This window comes from Paenibacillus sp. FSL R5-0744, from assembly GCF_037972555.1.
Classification (GTDB): domain Bacteria; phylum Bacillota; class Bacilli; order Paenibacillales; family Paenibacillaceae; genus Paenibacillus_AQ.
The window spans coordinates 2,429,031-2,444,600 of the sequence record NZ_CP150228.1 but is presented as its reverse complement, the minus strand read 5'-3'; the positions used below and the strand labels follow the sequence as shown (position 1 = coordinate 2,444,600).

At 41.6% G+C, this 15,570-nt stretch carries 15 protein-coding genes; 4 read left to right on the top strand and 11 right to left on the bottom strand.

Features of this window, described 5'->3' with window-relative positions; all coding sequences use genetic code 11:
• The first annotated feature begins 24 nt into the window (after window positions 1–24).
• Complete coding sequence (locus MKY19_RS10535) at window positions 25–1,635, top strand: response regulator (protein WP_149644010.1); 1,611 nt, start codon at window positions 25–27, stop codon at window positions 1,633–1,635.
• Between the two features lie 167 nt (window positions 1,636–1,802).
• On the opposite strand, the gene MKY19_RS10530 is transcribed toward MKY19_RS10535, so the two are convergent.
• The 5 genes from MKY19_RS10530 to MKY19_RS10510 all read right to left on the bottom strand — a co-directional run bounded on the left by MKY19_RS10530 (window position 1,803) and on the right by MKY19_RS10510 (window position 5,522).
• Complete coding sequence (locus MKY19_RS10530) at window positions 1,803–2,285, bottom strand: DinB family protein (RefSeq protein WP_042186968.1); 483 nt, start codon at window positions 2,283–2,285, stop codon at window positions 1,803–1,805.
• A 195-nt stretch (window positions 2,286–2,480) separates the two neighbouring features.
• A complete protein-coding gene (locus MKY19_RS10525; RefSeq protein WP_339270347.1) occupies window positions 2,481–3,128 on the bottom strand; it encodes a sugar O-acetyltransferase in 648 nt (215 codons plus the stop codon).
• A gap of 12 nt (window positions 3,129–3,140) precedes the next feature.
• The gene (locus MKY19_RS10520) at window positions 3,141–3,524 is read right to left on the bottom strand and encodes a VOC family protein (protein WP_339802543.1); all 384 of its coding nucleotides are present in this window, start codon (window positions 3,522–3,524) and stop codon (window positions 3,141–3,143) included.
• A 28-nt stretch (window positions 3,525–3,552) separates the two neighbouring features.
• Window positions 3,553–4,905, bottom strand: coding sequence for an MATE family efflux transporter (locus tag MKY19_RS10515; protein ID WP_339802540.1), 1,353 nt, complete (start codon window positions 4,903–4,905; stop codon window positions 3,553–3,555).
• Window positions 4,902–5,522, bottom strand: a complete 621-nt coding sequence (locus MKY19_RS10510) for a DapH/DapD/GlmU-related protein (RefSeq protein WP_042186958.1) — start codon at window positions 5,520–5,522, stop codon at window positions 4,902–4,904. The genes MKY19_RS10515 and MKY19_RS10510 overlap by 4 nt, the downstream gene beginning before the upstream one ends.
• Before the next feature lie 141 nt (window positions 5,523–5,663).
• Between MKY19_RS10510 and MKY19_RS10505 the strand changes: the two genes are divergently transcribed.
• Window positions 5,664–6,560, top strand: a complete 897-nt coding sequence (locus MKY19_RS10505) for an AraC family transcriptional regulator (protein WP_339802537.1) — start codon at window positions 5,664–5,666, stop codon at window positions 6,558–6,560.
• Between the two features lies 1 nt (window position 6,561).
• On the opposite strand, the gene MKY19_RS10500 is transcribed toward MKY19_RS10505, so the two are convergent.
• Both MKY19_RS10500 and MKY19_RS10495 read right to left on the bottom strand, forming a co-directional pair.
• Window positions 6,562–6,687 (bottom strand): hypothetical protein, encoded by a 126-nt coding sequence (locus tag MKY19_RS10500; protein WP_339802535.1) that lies wholly within the window; start codon window positions 6,685–6,687, stop codon window positions 6,562–6,564.
• Window positions 6,688–6,692: 5 nt separating this feature from the next.
• Window positions 6,693–7,604, bottom strand: a complete 912-nt coding sequence (locus tag MKY19_RS10495; RefSeq protein WP_339802532.1) for a DsbA family protein — start codon at window positions 7,602–7,604, stop codon at window positions 6,693–6,695.
• Between the two features lie 152 nt (window positions 7,605–7,756).
• On the opposite strand from MKY19_RS10495, the gene MKY19_RS10490 reads away from it, so the two are divergent.
• Complete coding sequence (locus MKY19_RS10490; RefSeq protein WP_042126439.1) at window positions 7,757–8,095, top strand: helix-turn-helix domain-containing protein; 339 nt, start codon at window positions 7,757–7,759, stop codon at window positions 8,093–8,095.
• 15 nt (window positions 8,096–8,110) lie between these two features.
• Here MKY19_RS10490 and MKY19_RS10485 read toward each other — a convergent pair whose 3' ends face one another.
• Both MKY19_RS10485 and MKY19_RS10480 read right to left on the bottom strand, forming a co-directional pair.
• Complete coding sequence (locus MKY19_RS10485; protein ID WP_339802528.1) at window positions 8,111–10,099, bottom strand: translation factor GTPase family protein; 1,989 nt, start codon at window positions 10,097–10,099, stop codon at window positions 8,111–8,113.
• Window positions 10,100–10,460: 361 nt separating this feature from the next.
• Window positions 10,461–11,420 (bottom strand): methylenetetrahydrofolate reductase, encoded by a 960-nt coding sequence (locus MKY19_RS10480; protein WP_339802525.1) that lies wholly within the window; start codon window positions 11,418–11,420, stop codon window positions 10,461–10,463.
• Window positions 11,421–11,687: 267 nt separating this feature from the next.
• Here MKY19_RS10480 and MKY19_RS10475 point away from each other — a divergent pair, with 267 nt between their 5' ends.
• Window positions 11,688–12,086, top strand: a complete 399-nt coding sequence (locus MKY19_RS10475; protein WP_036689594.1) for a cytidine deaminase — start codon at window positions 11,688–11,690, stop codon at window positions 12,084–12,086.
• Between the two features lie 134 nt (window positions 12,087–12,220).
• On the opposite strand, the gene MKY19_RS10470 is transcribed toward MKY19_RS10475, so the two are convergent.
• Window positions 12,221–12,595 carry a hypothetical protein gene (locus MKY19_RS10470; protein WP_339802522.1) on the bottom strand — a complete coding sequence of 125 codons (375 nt, stop codon included), beginning with the start codon at window positions 12,593–12,595 and terminating at the stop codon, window positions 12,221–12,223.
• A 175-nt stretch (window positions 12,596–12,770) separates the two neighbouring features.
• Window positions 12,771–15,407 carry an adenosylcobalamin-dependent ribonucleoside-diphosphate reductase gene (locus MKY19_RS10465; RefSeq protein ID WP_339802519.1) on the bottom strand — a complete coding sequence of 879 codons (2,637 nt, stop codon included), beginning with the start codon at window positions 15,405–15,407 and terminating at the stop codon, window positions 12,771–12,773.
• Between the last annotated feature and the right edge of the window lie 163 nt (window positions 15,408–15,570).

Below are 15,570 nucleotides of genomic sequence, written 5' to 3'. Positions count from 1 at the left end.
AAATCTAGCAAGGATGTGGTCAAATTGATAAAATTATTAATTGCCGACGACGAAGCTCTTGTCTGTATCGGCTTGCAGTCTATGCTGAAATGGGAGCAATATAATATAGAGATTGTCGGTATCGCGCACAACGGTGCTCAAGAAGAAGAGATGATTGACACTCTCCGCCCGGACATCGTAATCAGCGATATCAAAATGCCAATTAAGAGCGGTTTAGAGGTTGCCGCTTCGATACGCCAAAAATATGGTCGACTTCCGCTATTCATTATGTTGACTAGTTATGAAGAATTTCAATACGCACGCGCAGCTATAGAGGTGCAGGCCACGGATTATCTAGTAAAGCTGGAACTCACTCCGGAAGCACTGGCCGAATCCATCCGAAAGGCCATTTCCTTTCTAGAGAGTTACCAGACGATGGAAAGCTACCCAAAGCTGGTTCACCGTGGCAACCTTCAGGCGCAGCGTGATAAATTCTTCATTCGTCTGTTCAATAACCTGTTCGAGAATAAGAACCAGTATCTCCTGCAGAAAGAGGATTTGGCGTTAGAGTTTTCCGAGCCCGCCTACCTAGTCTGTACTTGCCGCATTCTGGGCCCAGACACTGTTCCTCCCCGTGGAGATAAGCTGGTTGCCTTATGCTCAAGCACTGTGCAAATGGCAAAGGATACGCTTACTTCTATACAACCCTGTTATGTAACCAGTCTTGACTTACGTAATTTCGCCGTTGCTCTACCTGTCCCCGAAGTCGATCCCCGTCACTGGATGTCTGACATTGAGAAGCAACTTACCGACATGGCATCCGTATTACATAACTATTTCAATGTAACGATTATTGGTGCCATAGGGTTTGCCGTCGAGGACCCTTATTTAATGCGGGAGAGCTACCTAGCAGCTCGAAAGGCATTGCCAGTTGCCGTGCAAGAACGGTCTTTTGTTTTCTTCGATGAGAATGAACCTCTAGAGCAGGAACATCCGTTGTTTGATTTCTCTGAATCTCGTTCGGAAATCCGCCGTGCTTTTGAAGAACTAGATACCCTTGCTTTATACACCATCATCTCCAAGATGATTGAAATCTTCGAAGACCGACCTGACTTACTGGTGCCCGCCACTGATGCTGCCTGCAATATTCTGTATATGGCCACTTCGCTTCTTGCGGATGGAGAAAACATTGTAGAGCATATCTTTGAAAATGAACCTGAAGGCTACCGGGCCATCTATCAGATGCATACAATTGAAGAGATCGCCGGCTGGTTGATTCAGTTCCGTGATGGCTGCTCGGAAATTCTCTCTACTCGAAGACAAAGCTATAAAGAACAAATCGTCAAAAATGTCCAGGAATACATCAAAAGAAATCTCGGCACTAAGCTTTCACTGAATCAAGTAGCAGATGTCTTCAATTTCAGTCCAAACTATTTAAGCCATCTGTTCTCCAAAGTCGCTAAGGTCAATTATGTAGAATATATCACGGAGACTAAAATCACTGTGGCCAAGGAAATGATGATGCGCGGTGAAGGTCGTATTTACGAAATTTCCCAAAAACTCGGTTATGAAAGTGCCTTCTATTTCAGTAAGGTCTTCAAGAAAGTGACGGGGATTTCACCCAGAGAATATATGCAACAAATTGAAGCAGGCTGATAGTGATCGCCGGCCCCTCCAAAAAGCAACAGCATTCTTTAGCAATAATAGTGACACCCCGTCCGACAACAAAAAATCTCGTTTCCAAGACAAATGTCTAGGAAACGAGATTTTTTCGTAGTGCCATCCCTATTCGGCAAGCTATCACTAGGGACAAGCACCAGTAACTATTTCATTTGAGCTTGTTCTTCTCGAGTAGGACCAATTACGCCAGGTACACGAAGACCTGCTTGACGTAAGAGAACAGTCATTTGACCACGATGATGTGTCTGGTGATCTATAAGCGATCTAAGCATTGCACCACGAGGCATTAATCCAGCAAAGGTCTGTACACTCTCAACCATTTGCTCGTCCGTTAATTTCTCAACCTCAGAAGCAATATTAGCCGCGATATTCTTATAAGCTTCAACAATCACAGCCGCATGAGCCGGAACTTCCTTCGGATTGCCTACTGGAGTAAGTGTTAACCCTACCTGACCACCAAAAAACATCGGACAGGTTGCCAAGTGCCAACCTAACCATCCCAATGAGTTGTGACCTTCAACAATTACCTGATCTAATTTGTCATCGGTAAGTGATTCAAGAACGCGAATTGTCCCAGCAGAAGCGCTTGCCCATTCTCCTAGAAAATCTTGAACTGTTCTGTACATTTGAAATCCCCTTTATTGGTCGTTAAATAACGATTACTTAGTCATACCAATTAAATTATAACCTGTCACAGGTCCTGTTACAAATAATCTAAAGGATCATCATATTTTTCACTTAACTTGAGAAAAAGGGGACTTTCGGAGTATTCATGATTTTCGCATAATAAAATCTGGTCTATGGTTTGGGATGCTACATTTCTACTCGATTATATCGCAATCTGAAAGTATTTCCGGTTTATGGCGCATGCTATCCTGATTGGTTATTTTACGGATTACTTTACACGGCACACCTGCAGCAAAAGAATTTTCTGGGATGTCCTGAGTCACGACACTACCTGCACCTATTACGCATCGATCACCAATCGTAACACCTCCACATACCGTTACATTTGCTGAGAGCCAAACATCGTTACCAATGCTAACAGGCTTAGCATAGCATAAAGACGCAGCATCACCATTTTGATCAACCATTTGTCTACGCTCGGAGGCAACGAATGGGTGAATAGGCGTAACAATTGTTACATTAGGTCCAAAACTCACATGATCACCTATCGTAACCTGTGCATCATCTTGGACTGTAAGGTTATAGTTTCCAAAAAAATGATCACCAATTTTTGTATGAACACCATAATGAAAAAAAATGGGACCCTGGATAAAACAATGCTCACCTATGCTATCAAGTAACTGTGACAATATCGCTTCCCGCTCCTCTGTCTGATCCTCAAATGTTCGGCTATATTGACTACTCAAATTGTGGGCGAGAAGCTTTTTACGCTTTAGTTCTATGTTACCTGGATTGTATAATATCCCTTTGAATATTCGTTCTTCTTCTGTCAAATTGTTCACCTCTTTTAGTTTTTAGACAGTAAGTTCAATTTGAATGTTTTCTGGCCCTAAAATACTGCTTTCATAATATCCGTCACCTGTGGTCCGTGGTCCACTTAACGTTCTAAATCCCGCATCTGCCAATTGCTTGGTTAGCAGATCGACTTGTTCCTTACTGCCTAAGCTGAAAGCTAAATGAGTTAAGCCCGTCCGCAAGAGATCATGAACTCCTTCTATCATATCCGGTCTGCTCATAATCTCCAATCTCGCGCCGCCCTCAAACGTGAGAAAATAGGTTCTTAATCCCGTTTTGGGATTATGGTATTGTCGATTTGACTTCGCATTAAAGAATTGACTATAAAATTGTCTGCAGCTTTCTAAATCTTGTACATACATAGCAATATGTTCAATTTTCATAAAAATCTCCTTTCCGTCCCTACATGTATTAGTTTTGAACATAATTCCTCGTAATATCGTTAAGCCATTTAAATTTAAAATAACGCATTAAGGCAATCGGGGCTTTAATAACCTCGTCTAAATTGATGATAATAAATATCGTTAGAGGGGAGAGATGCCACACAAATGCACTCATGTATCCTAATGGTAATATGATGCCCCACATTACAATCGTATCACACCAAAAGCCAAATCTAGAATCTCCTCCAGCAACAAATATTCCTCCAATCGTCGTGGAGTTTATCGATTTCGGAATACAACAATAAGCACAGACAAAAAGCATCCCACTCAAATATATTTGTGCTTGATCATCCAAATTGACAAGTAGAAACACTATAGGCTTCAGTAATAGCAAAGTAATACCTGCAACGATGCCAAACAAAACAGCATATACATTTAATATTTTCCCAGCTCTTTTAGCCATTTCAATTTCGCCATTGCCTAGATATTTACCAACAAGTACGGAGCCACCACTTGCAATACCTCCACATAATACAATAACCAGATTCTTAACGACCGAGGCAACTGAATTTGCAGCGACCATATCTGCATTGACATGTCCAATAATTGCAGATGTCACAGTTAATGCGCATCCCCAAACAATATAATTTCCTTGGACGGGTAGTGTATACCTCAAAAAATCCTTAATCAAATTACGCTGAACCATGTCACGTAAAGGTAACCTAAACTTTATATTTGATTTGATCGAGTGGATGATACAGCAACCAAATTCAACGATACGTGCCAAAACTGTAGAGAAAGCAACTGCCACTACAGCCTTTTCTGAATTACCCGGATAAAGTATGAAAATACTTATTACATTCAAGAGAATGTTCAATATAAGGCACATAGAACTGATCCAGGCACTCACACGGGCATTTTCCATGCTTCTAATGACACTAAAGTACATTTGGGATATTCCGCTTATCAGATAGGAGAACGAGATCACTCGCAAGAAACTCGATCCATATTGAATTAACTCGACGTCAGTTGTGAAAAACCGCATTAATTGATCCGGCATTAACAGCGATATCCCAAAAAAGATAGCGGATATAATAATAGACATCGTACATCCGATACTAAAGACTCGTTCAATTGTCATTAAATCTTTCTTTCCCCAATACTGAGCAGTCAAAATACCTACTCCTGCAGCCAATCCCATATAAAACAGTGTTAAAACAAATGTAATTTGCCCAGCCAACGATACAGCAGACATTGTAGACTGGTTTATAAAACCTAACATGAATATATCTATTGTCACGGCTAACGATGAAATGAGGTTTTGTAAAGCAATCGGAATGACCAAATTAAGCAATTGACGATTGAAATGCTTATCTCTCATCTCAAACGTGCTTCTTCATCCAGATCTTCCTTAGTGATCTCTTTGTCTTTGTAATAGTATTTTTGGTCGTGTTCATTAATGGTGCGCATCACCCTGCATGGATTACCAACAGCAATAGAGTTAGCCGGAATATCTTTTGTTACAACACTGCCGGCACCAATAACGGTATTTTCTCCAATTGTGACCCCTGGACAAATTGTAACATTCGCCCCGATCCAACAATTGTTCTCAATTTTCACCGGATCAGCATACATATATCCTCTGTAATCTGGATGGATTGGATGTCCCACTGTAGCAATCGTTACAGATGGACCGAACATAACATTTTTTCCGATAATAATTTTAGTGTCGTCAACAAAATTACAATTAAAATTAATGTACGTTCCATCTCCAATCTCAATATTCGTACCATAGCAAAAGTAAAAGGGCGGCTCGATCCACACCTTTGTTTCTTTACCAAATATCTCTTGCATGAGTTGTGTACGTTTTTCTAGATTATCTGGCGCTGTTATATTAAAGGCATGCATTCTTCTTTTTGCCTGTAGTCTGTCTTCAGGCAGTCCTTCACAGTAATCAGTAAATAGTTTACCGGAGGCAATACGTTCTCTCATCGTCATATTTCTGGCTCCTTATAATATCTTTTGGATTTTGTATTATTGTCGTGCAATATCAAAATTGTATAATTTCTGAGTAGTCCTATCCACCGAAATCAAATATAATTCTATTAAAATCGTATTTTGTTTGAGGGAGATGTGATTGTGAGTGCAGAGCTGGAAGTATTCTCTGATTTATCGGAAGAACTAAATTATAATCTTCCTGATTTTCCACTATACGTACGAAAAGGAGCACTTAATCATTTCGATAAATATGCAGCAGCATGCCATTGGCATCCGGACTTGGAATTTATTTTAGTGCTAGATGGGGAGATGGAGTATTTTGTAAACGGAGAAATTGTACTGATTGAACGAGGTAACGGAATATTCGTTAATAGCAAGCGTATGCATTATGGTTTCTCCACCAATAAATTGGATTGTACATTCATTGTCGTTGCTGTTCATCCTTCACTACTCGGAATAAACACACATGTAGGCAAAGTATATTGGGATGAGAAATTCGGTTCTAATACTGAAGACTATATTATGATTACTTCACAAAGCACGTGGGGAAAGGACATCCTGCATTCCTTACATCGGATTTATGAAGAAATGAACAGCACTCCTTGCAACCCACTACGCCTTCTTTCACTGGCTACATCACTATGTGCAGACGTCGGAGATCATATACAGAGGGTTCCTGGGCAGATAAATGATGACCAGTCATGGATTGCCGTTTGGAAAATGACGGGATATATTCATCATCATTTTGACCTTAGAGTAACCCTGAATGACATCGCTACGGCTGGGTCTGTTTGCAGGAGCAGATGTTGTGAGTTGTTTGGCACATACATTGGCCAAACGCCTAATACTTACCTAGTGCGATATCGTATTCAAAAGAGCTCCGAGATGCTGGTAGGAACTAATCGATCGATTAGTGAAATTGCGATGAACTGCGGATTTCAAAGTGCGAGCTATTTTTCATCAGTTTTTCGTAATGAGACTGGTTTGACGCCTCAGAATTACCGAAAGAAATCTCGAACACCTTCCCGTTCAAATTAGCTTATTGACGTGTGCTTCCCAAGAATAGCTTATTTTTCGGTTTGGCACTCGCGACCTCAAATCCACCCTCGCGAATGCCAAAGAAGCCAATAAATCCAAAGTTCATTGGGTTACTGGCTTCGTTCATTATAATCAAGATACGACGTATGATTCACCTAAAACATGCTTAATACTGTATGACCCCTCTATCATTTCCGTGGCTATAAATGACTCCATATCACTAGATTCAATATCATACAACACTTCAATTTCCTTGGAGAACAAAATGTTTCCTTCCTTGATAAGTTCAGAGAGAGATGGAACATTTTCAGCTTTTACATCTCCATTGTAAACTTGTTGAAGTCCGTCGACATAGGCTTCTAATGATCGTGCCCCCACAATTTTAACACCTTTATTTTCTTCATTCACCATGATAATGGTTGGAAATCCACGTACACCAAGTCTGCCTGCTAACTCAAAATCCTGCTCTAACAAATCTTGTGCCGATCCAAGAGCAGCATCCGCAACTATTTCTTCGCCATTTAGCTCAATGTTGTTGACTATATCAACTAAAGTTTTCTCCTCTCCAATATTCTGATTGAAGGCGAATACAGCTTCTCTTGCCTGACGCAAAAACTCATTTTCTTTACCCGGATATATATTTTGTATAACCTTGTATACTCTAGATGACGGGTACGAAGAAAGAATCGGATTGTTTTTCCACAAAGAACCATCGATAGGCATACGTGAATGTAAACCGACTTCTCTCCAATGCTCCGCAACATCCGAAGGCTGTTGAATGCCATTGGAGACATCTGCAAAACCATGCCAGCTAGAAAGCAAACCACCCATAATCGTCTTCACATTAAAATATTGACCATACTGCAGAATAAAACGATTGAGTACCGGCTCAAGCGCCCAACAGTGGGAACAGATCGGATCTGTTGCATAGTAAAGTGTGATTTTGGGGGACTGTAGATTAAAGTCGATCATTTCCATTTGCTCTTCATCCCCTGGCCCACAGACACCGGTTTTAAGGTCACACATCATATTTGAATTATTCATATATAAATCACCTTTCGCTGGAGAATCAAAGAAAGTGCCCTCTTGTAGAAGTTCTTTGTATGGGAGTATTATAATACCAATACAAAATCAAACAAGTACGTTTATTTTTAATACTAAGTATCTTTAATAATACTATTAGATTGGAGTTATGTATGAAATACGAGTTTAGACTTGATCAATTATGTCCTGCAACCTTCGCATTCCATGTAATCAGCGGAAAATGGAACCTCCCGATCCTAGCCATTCTTAGTGAGAACGACAACATACGCTATAACGAGTTAAAAAGAAGACTGCATGGAATAACAGGGACTACCTTAACCAACTCACTGAGGGATCTTATAGAATATGGAATCATTCATCGGGAGCAGTATAACGAAGTACCACCAAGAGTTGAGTATTCTCTGACTTCATCTGGAAAAGAATTAGTGCCTTTAATTGAATCCGTTGTTGAATGGGGACAAAGAAATATTGGGGTGAAGGATAATTCCTAGAATGCTTTCTCACTCCTATTCCCGTATCTCCAAATGCATATACGAAGCCGCTTCATCCCAAGGAACGCTATATCCCGCTCCCTTTGCACAGAACATAGAGCTGGAGGTGTACTCAGGATCAGCATTGCGGTCGTATCCAATCCTTGCGATGACCTGAGCTGTGTTATGACATGGCTGATAACCGCCTAACTTCATCGAGATTGCTCCCTTTCCCTTCGTGAATGAAGCAAGCTCTACTGCATAATGCATGAACGTCGCGACAGGCGCACGTCCCTGAATAAACATCGATTCACCTAGCATTTCTGGCGGGTCAAATTCACCATGGGCCAGCTGTATATCAGACATTACGCGTCCGATCAGCTCTGCATCGACTTTGATTTTGAATTGATAATAGGGTTCCAGTAGAATTTTGTTCGCTTGCTCCAATCCCTGCCGCAGTGCCCGCAGTGTCGCCTCCCGAAAGTCACCGCCATGAGTGTGCTTCTGATGCGCTGCCCCGGTTAAAAGCGTTATATACAGATCGGTGACGGGAGAGCCGGTAAGAACTCCACGATGGTCCTTTTCTAGTAAATGCTGACCGACGAGATGCTGATACCCTGTGCTGAGCTGCTCAACATGGCATGTACTCCGATATGTAATTCCCTCACCACGTTTCGCAGGCGCAAGCCGGAGATGCACCTCTGCATAATGCTTAAGAGGTTCGAAATGCCCACAACCAATCACAATGTCTGCGATCGTCTCTTTGTATAATATCTCTGGCTTGGAGAACGATACCTTGAGCTGGAAACGGTCTAACACCACCTGCTGAAGTACCTCTAGCTGGATCATTCCCATCACATGAACATGAATCTCCTCCAGCTTGCCCTCCCATGTCACTCGCAGCGTAGGGTCTTCGGCTTGCAGGATCATGAAATAGCGTAGCACTTCTCTGGATGATATCCCCAAATTGAATACAACTTTGGATTTCAACGCTGACACAAGACGGGATTCTACTTGATCTGAATGATTACCTATACCCAGTCCAATGGCTGCATCAGTTAGGCCCGTAACGGCAACAAGCTGTCCCGCGGAAGCCTCATCGCATGAAGTATATTTCCCCCCATGATAGATACGAATAGAAGTGATTTTCTGGCTTAACTCCTCATGTTCTGAAGTGCTATAGCAGAGATCCTCCCGTACCCGTAACTTTCCAGCTAATATCTTCATAAAAGTCAGTCGCGTGCCTTGCAGCTCATGACGCACCTTATATACTCGTGCCCCGAACACTGCGTTTACTTCATAAGTCGATTCCATTAGTAGTTGCATCGTCTGCATCCATTCCGCAATCCCCTGATCCAATAGAGCTGCTCCACTCATAACGGGAAAAACCACCCGTTCTTTAACCATTTGTTTCAGCGTAGCCAATACCTGCCCAGGATAAATGTTGTCTTCGAGATATGCCACCATCAAGGTTTCATCTCGCTCAGCAACGGCGGTAATGACCTCTTCAGGCAGCACGCTCTGATCTAGACCTTTTGCCAAATACAACATATCCGGTGAAAATTGCTGCCTTAACGCTTTTAGCACACGCTGGACGTCAGCACCGGTACGATCTATTTTGTTAATAAATATAAAAGTGGGTATGCCATATTCCTGTAGCAATTGCCAGACCGTCTCGGTATGCCCTTCAATGCCCTCCACAGCACTTAAGATGACTACCGCATAATCCATGACCTGTAAAGCGCGCTCCATCTCAGCTGAAAAATCGACATGCCCCGGTGTGTCAATGAGCTGATACGATTGTTCGTTATATTTCATCACCGCCTGGTCAGCAAAAATCGTTATCCCCCGTGCCCGCTCCATCTCATGACTATCCAAAAAGGCATCCTGATGATCGACTCTCCCCCGAGTCTTAATTCCGGAAGCATGGTATAGGAGCTGCTCTGCGAAGGTGGTTTTGCCGGCATCAACATGTGCTAGCAGTCCGATGGTGATTGGTGATGCTTCTGACAGTTTACAATACATATTTCTACCATCCATTCAGTCAATCTGTTATATAAGAATCGTAGCCGAAATCTAGTAGCTTGTACAGAATCTCTCACCACCGACAGCATGCGGTAACGCCCGAAGATCCATATTATCCAATGACATAACCATCCTCGATGAAGGATTTAGCTAGAATAATATGCAAGAAAGACACTAGACAAGCTATTGAGATGATGATTATGTCCCTATTAACTTATAAAAAAACCGGTAACCCTTAACAGAAAGGATTACCGGCTCAATGAATAGTTAGTTTTTGTGGTTTTTCATTTTAAACGAGAATTCACTGTTAGGAAATTCAATGCGATAACGTTAATATTTCTAATCTCCTTAAAACAATAAATCATCTACTCTCTAGACTCAACAGCTTTTTATCTAGAAATGCCTTTACATCTTTAGCAAGCTGTATGGATGCTTCAATTTCCAACTTAGTTGTTGAAACACTTTCAATGCTGCATCCAATTGGAATTCCCTTCTCCAGCCCGAACTCAAATAGTTCTTCAAATATTTTTTGAGATAGCTGAATGGATTTATCCAAAATGTCGTTCGAGTATTTCAACTCGTTTTCTAACCATCCCGGGATACTGATCCCCAACCATTTCATAAATTGTAGTGTTTTCGCTGTGCCACATGGTGCAAGATTAAATAAAATAGGAACCATTTCAAAACCCTTATTCGTATTGTAATAATATAAATCAGACAATAAATTTTTTGATGCCTCTACATTATAAGTTGCCTGAGTGATAAAAAAGCTGCACCCATTGTTAATCTTTTCGACAATCCGTGTATGCTCATCATTCTTTTTTATATGTCTTTCAGGAATGACAACTCCTCCAAAATTCAAATTACTATTTAACTGTTTGCTTAGCTTATAAGCATCTGGTAAATTCAATTTCACCTCTTGCTTACTTGACGAAGCGCCCACATACACGGAAAATCTGTCTTCACTTTCGTCAGTCTTAATCCAATCCGCGAACGAAGCTCTTGTATCATTACCGACGCACCGATAAATTATTTTCGGGACCTCCACTTGTCTTAAATATTTATCACCATAGACAGCCGGATCAATCGTTGGTAAATATGGGTAAGGTCTTTCATGATCAACTCTTTCTGCTTCCTCCTGGACGTCGTAAAGAATTAAAGCATCTAAATCAACGTTTTTAAGTCTTTCAACCTGTTTCTGTGCAATTTCTGATATCTTTTCTGGTGAATGGCTTGCCTTCGGTGGTGTCATCCCATATGTTAAAATACCAGGTTTCTTGCTCAATATTTTTTGTTTAAATGTACTCTCTGCCGCTCCCAAAATAAAAAACTCCTCTACACGTCTCTTTTAAGTTAAGGCTACCATGGCAGGCTTAATATGTATAACTTATATTTACTATATCTAGTTATATTTTAAAGCTATGATTCCCTATTGGTACTTATCAAGTAGTACATCATGGAGGCGGAACTTCTAGATTTTAATGTTGACAACCATTTGGTCTGACTATAATATTAGAAGTCCTGCCAACCTTAAAGTTGGCGATAAGGGGACCGAAAGGTTCATTCTTATTTAAAAAGGGTGAGTATTATGAATAAAGAAGAATTAATGGAAAGCGCACGTAACACAAAGAAAGCTGCTTATGCCCCTTATTCTAAATTTCCAGTTGGAGCAGCCTTATTACTTAAAGATGGAAATGTTATTAATGGAGTAAATGTAGAAAATGTATCTTTTGGTGCTACTAACTGTGCAGAGAGAACAGCAATCTTCACAGCTATTACAAAGGGCTATACTAAAGGTGATTTTCAGGCTATAGCTGTAGCAGGTGACACAATGGATTTTCTGCCGCCATGCAGTATCTGCAGACAAGTATTATCGGAATTCTGTTTGCCCGACATGCCTGTCTATTTAACCAATGAGAAAAAAGAAATCTTAGAGCTGAGTTTAAGGGATTTATTGCCTTACGCATTCAAAAATTTAGATATGTAAAAATAATACCTACCATAGTGGAATATCAAAAACACGCGTACCTGTGTTAGACAAGTACGCGTGTTTTTGTGTTTAAAAGCTTAGTCAGAACACAGAGTTCACAGACCAGACACACTGCGTAAATACGTTGTGACTTACCAAATCGCAATTCCAACCTTATCTTTTTCTTTAAGTACTACCTTTATCATTTCCAAAGCATTTCTGACACTAAATTCAATAAATTCTTTATCATAGTCTGTATGTAGTTCTATAGTATCTAAATTATCAAGCAAAATAAGGAATTCACTTTCCAGTTTTTCTATTCCTTCATCAAATGCAAAAATATTCGTATTCTTTAAAGAATATATTAACTCACATCCGAGTTCACTAATTAAATCATTTCCCCAGAGAGTTTTTCTGCATGATTCGAAACCAAACAAATTATTATGTGGTGCGGGTACCTGCTCCTCCAAAAAATTAGTATCTACAATTATACTTCCCTTTTGAATTACACTAATTATCAAACTCATATAGATTCTTTTTTCTTTTGTTTCTTTTGTTTCTTATAACATCATCAATAAATAAAAAAACAAGCGATCCATTGAGATAAAAGATTAACACTTCCTCTCGATGATCGCTTGCTTTTAGTAGCTATGCATAGTCACATTTCTAGTTTTCCCATAAAACATTTATTGGCTCTACCGTTTACCCGCAACGGCTATACCCGCAATTCCCGCAAGTCTTACAGCCCTCAATATTAATCAGCGAAGCGCCGCCGCAAGAAGGACAAAGGTCACGGGAAGCAGAAGTGTGGTTATGCGCGCCATGTCCGCCCTGACCATCTTCAATAGAAGCTGCCGCAGGAACACTCGCTTTCAACTCCGCTTTTAAAGCTTCATTGAAATCTTCTAGCTCCAAAGTTGCTGCAATTGGTGCAGGCAAATGATCATCATGAGCGTTATTCAGTACATGAGTCTCCAATGCCTTAGCTACAGCATCTGCAATGGATTCTACTCGATTCGCACCGAAGCCGATTGCACCTGATCCGCCGATACCTTTCAGATGTTTGATCAACAATTCTACCTTCTCACCATGATCTCCATAACGGAGGAACAAGGAGCAGACACGACCGAGTGCTTCTGCCATCGCAAAGACATCAGAACCTGCTTTACCTACATTCAGGAAGATTTCTGCCGGTGTGCCATCTAGATCATTGATCGTAATATACGCCATACCAAAAGGTGTGTTGATTTTATAGGTTGCGCCGCGCAGAACCTGCGGACGTTTCTTGTATTGTTTATCCAGCTCTTTAGTAGGAGCTTGAGGTGCTGGGCTTGCCGTTACAACATTTGCTTCAGGAGTCGTTGTAACTTCAACTGCTGGAGTTACCTCTTCTGCTGCATCTTCCTTCTTCGAGGTTTGCAGAACTTGCACATCACGGCTACCATCACGGTAGATCGTAACCCCTTTACAGCCCAGATCGAAGGCCATTTCATATAGCTCAGCCGTCTCTTCTACTGTGAAGTCAGACGGGCAGTTGGCTGTCTTGGAAATCGAGCTATCTACCCAGCGTTGAATCGCTGCTTGCGCACGAATATGATCCTTAGCTGACAAATCCATCGAAGTCACGAAATAATCTGGCAGCTCTTCACCTGGATGAGCTTCAAGCCATTCTTGGGCGATTGGAACGAACTGCTCATCGTAGCCAAGGCGACTTTGACGGAAATATTTAAAAGCAAAATAAGGCTCAATACCTGTCGAGGTGCCAACCATTGTACCTGTGCTACCTGTAGGTGCTTGTGTTATCACTGTAACGTTACGCATGCCATGTTTACGGATCGCTTCACCAACCTCTGGATACGTTTCGAGCATATTTTTCATAAAGCCGCTCATTAAATATTTCTCTGTGTCAAAAGCTAGGAAGGATCCCTTCTCACCAGCAATCTCTGCAGAAGCAAGGTATGCTTCACGAGCCATAAAGCCGTAAAGCTTGTCCAAAAACGCCAAAGATTCCGGGCTACCGTAACGGATGTTCAATTTGATCATCAGCTCAGCAAGACCCATCGTTCCGAGACCCACACGGCGTTCGTTTTTCTGATTCGCTTCATTTTCCGGGAAATGATAAGGCGTCTTATCAATGACATTGTCCAAGAAACGTACGGAATAACGCGTCGTAGTCGCGAGATCTTCCCAGTCTACATCATGATTCTTCTCATCGTAGAATTTGGACAGGTTCACAGCAGACAAATTGCAGACTCCCCAGCCTGGCAGTCCTTGCTCCCCACATGGGTTCGTACAAATGATCGGATTAAAATACCAGCTGTTGGACATCTGATTGTAGTATTCCATGAACACAACGCCTGGCTCAGCGGATTTCCAAGCGGATTCAATAATGGTGCGCCACACATCACGCGCTTTAACGGTGCGATAATGAATAACGTTTTTGCCCGCAGCCTTCCACTTGTCTAGATCTCCATCCCACAAATCGTTGTACTCTGGATCTGTAGTATCCGGAAATACGAGATCCCAATCCAGATTTTCTTTTACAGCCTTCATAAAGCTATTGCTCACACATACCGAAAGGTTCGCATTCGTAACTTGACCCATCGTTTGCTTTACGGTAATGAAGTCCTCCACATCTGGATGCCAGTCATTAATCATGAGCATAAGTGCACCACGGCGGCTACCGCCTTGTTCAATTAATCCAGTGGTATAGCTAAACAGACCGCCCCAAGATACAGAACCACTGGAAGAACCATTAACACCTCTCACAATTGCCCGGCGTGGACGTAGAGAGGATAGGTTAATCCCTACACCGCCACCACGAGCCATAATTTCTGTCATTTCAGCCAACGTCTGCATAATGCCGCCACGGCTATCTTTTGGAGAAGGAATTACATAACAGTTGAACAGGGTTAGTTCTTCACTAGCGCCTGCACCAGCAGCAATTCGTCCACCCGGGACGAGCTTCCAATCATCCAGAATCGAACGGAATTTACCCGCCCATTCTACTTGAAGCTCAGGCGTCTTCTCCACAGAAGCCATAGCTGTAGACAGACGATCCCACATTTCCTCTGGTGTTTTTTCTATATTAAGCGTCAGCTTTTCAACATCTGATTTCACAAGTTCGCCGCTGCGCGTCTTCACGGTTACGACTCTGCCGTTACGTTCTACGATCTCTCCGACTTCCTTCGTGGGAAACTTCGGATCATCTTTTGTTAGAACGAGTACAACATCGCCCACTTTAGCATTATTGCTGTCGGCATCCTTCCAAGCATAACGATCCAAAAATATTTTTTCACTTAGCCCTTCAAGGCGTTGCTTACGTTCCACTTTACCCAATAGAAAAACCTCCCGCAATGTAGTAAATATTAGTTCCAGTTCAGGTGTGGGCGTACATTTTGTGACCCACAACAAAAACTTCCTTACACTTATCTTCCGTCTTACGGGTGTATGTAGGAAGTTCATCTTGTCAATAACAAATAGCAGCTACGCACTTTAAAAA